The 2,500-nt window shown below is 53.9% G+C and carries 2 rRNA genes (1 of these 2 cut by a window edge); both read left to right on the top strand.

Going from position 1 to position 2,500, the window contains the following annotated elements:
- A 23S ribosomal RNA gene (locus tag ACYVIS_RS20785) occupies positions 1–2,179 on the top strand (it extends 712 nt beyond the left edge of the window).
- Positions 2,180–2,391: 212 nt separating this feature from the next.
- Positions 2,392–2,500, top strand: a 5S ribosomal RNA gene (rrf, locus tag ACYVIS_RS20780); the annotation flags it as partial.

Genomic DNA, 2,500 nt, shown 5'->3' with positions numbered 1-2,500 from the left:
GGTAACACGTGCTGGAGGACCGAACCCACTAATGTTGAAAAATTAGGGGATGAACTGTGGATAGGGGTGAAAGGCTAAACAAGCCTGGAAATAGCTGGTTCTCTCCGAAAACTATTTAGGTAGTGCCTCGCGTGATTACTGCAGGGGGTAGAGCACTGTTATAGCTAGGGGGTCATGGCGACTTACCAACCTATGGCAAACTCCGAATACCTGCAAGTACAGCGCGGGAGACAGAGCACCGGGTGCTAACGTCCGGACTCAAGAGGGAAACAACCCAGACCGCCAGCTAAGGTCCCTAACTATGGCTAAGTGGGAAACGAAGTGGGAAGGCATAGACAGTCAGGAGGTTGGCTTAGAAGCAGCCATCCTTTAAAGAAAGCGTAATAGCTCACTGATCGAGTCGTCCTGCGCGGAAGATGTAACGGGGCTAAGCCATAGACCGAAGCTGCGGATGTGTGTTCTTCGGGACATACGTGGTAGGAGAGCGTTCTGTAAGCCTGTGAAGGTCGCTTGAGAAGGCGGCTGGAGGTATCAGAAGTGCGAATGCTGACATGAGTAGCGATAAAGGGGGTGAAAAGCCCCCTCGCCGTAAGTCCAAGGTTTCCTGCGCAACGTTCATCGGCGCAGGGTGAGTCGGCCCCTAAGGCGAGGCAGAGATGCGTAGCTGATGGGAAACAGGTTAATATTCCTGTACCGTCGTAGAATGCGATGGGGGGACGGATTGCGAAAGATCATCGGGGTGTTGGACGTCCCCGTTGCGGCATCGAAGAAGGCGCTTAGGTAAATCCGGGCGCGTAATTCAAGGGTGTTGCACGAGTGAACTTTGGTTCGCGAAGTGATTGGAAGTGGTTCCAAGAAAAGCCTCTAAGCTTCAGTTCTACGAGACCGTACCGCAAACCGACACAGGTGGACGGGATGAATATTCCAAGGCGCTTGAGAGAACTCAGGAGAAGGAACTCGGCAAATTGATACCGTAACTTCGGGAGAAGGTATACCCCGGTAGTGTGAAGGGCCTGCGCCTGGAGCATGATGGGGTCGCAGAGAATCGGTGGCTGCGACTGTTTATTAAAAACACAGCACTCTGCTAAGACGAAAGTCGACGTATAGGGTGTGACGCCTGCCCGGTGCCGGAAGGTTAAGTGATGGGGTGCAAGCTCTTGATCGAAGCCCCGGTAAACGGCGGCCGTAACTATAACGGTCCTAAGGTAGCGAAATTCCTTGTCGGGTAAGTTCCGACCTGCACGAATGGCGTAACGATGGCCACACTGTCTCCTCCTGAGACTCAGCGAAGTTGAAGTGTTTGTGATGATGCAATCTACCCGCGGCTAGACGGAAAGACCCCATGAACCTTTACTGTAGCTTTGCATTGGACTGTGAACCGGCCTGTGTAGGATAGGTGGGAGGCTTTGAAGCGGCGTCGCTAGATGTCGTGGAGCCAACCTTGAAATACCACCCTGGTTTGTTTGCGGTTCTAACCTTGGCCCGTTATCCGGGTTGGGGACAGTGCATGGTGGGCAGTTTGACTGGGGCGGTCTCCTCCTAAAGTGTAACGGAGGAGCTCGAAGGTACGCTAGGTACGGTCGGAAATCGTGCTGATAGTGCAATGGCATAAGCGTGCTTGACTGTGAGACTGACAAGTCGAACAGGTGCGAAAGCAGGACATAGTGATCCGGTGGTTCTGAATGGAAGGGCCATCGCTCAACGGATAAAAGGTACTCTGGGGATAACAGGCTGATACCGCCCAAGAGTTCATATCGACGGCGGTGTTTGGCACCTCGATGTCGGCTCATCTCATCCTGGGGCTGTAGCCGGTCCCAAGGGTATGGCTGTTCGCCATTTAAAGAGGTACGTGAGCTGGGTTTAAAACGTCGTGAGACAGTTTGGTCCCTATCTGCCGTGGGCGTTGGATACTTGACGGAGCCTGCTCCTAGTACGAGAGGACCGGAGTGGACGTACCGCTGGTGTATCGGTTGTCATGCCAATGGCATTGCCGAGTAGCTATGTACGGAAGAGATAACCGCTGAAGGCATCTAAGCGGGAAACTCGTCTGAAGATTAGGTATCCCGGGGGCTAGACCCCCCTGAAGGGTCGTTCGAGACCAGGACGTTGATAGGTCAGGTGTGGAAGCGCAGTAATGCGTTAAGCTAACTGATACTAATTGCCCGTGCGGCTTGATCCTATAACCCTGTTGGTTATACGTGAGAGTGCCGTTCAAACAAAGAAAAGTCGTACCGTGAGGTGAACCGGTACGCACACACTGAGCTGCGGCTCAGTATCGCGGCCCGTACCGCTGCCCTGACATACATCACCTTGAAGGCGCGGCCTTCGAGGGTGCTTCTTCCCAGATTCGTTGGCTGTGGGCGTAACCGCCCGCACCAACACCCGGTTACGCTTGACGACCATAGCGAGGTGGTCCCACTCCTTCCCATCCCGAACAGGACCGTGAAACGCCTTTGCGCCGATGATAGTGGACGTACGTCTGTGAAAGTAGGTCATCGTC

This window comes from Paralcaligenes ginsengisoli (assembly GCF_054781135.1).
Note: the sequence above shows the minus strand (reverse complement) of the source record. Positions and strands in the feature narration are given on the sequence as shown.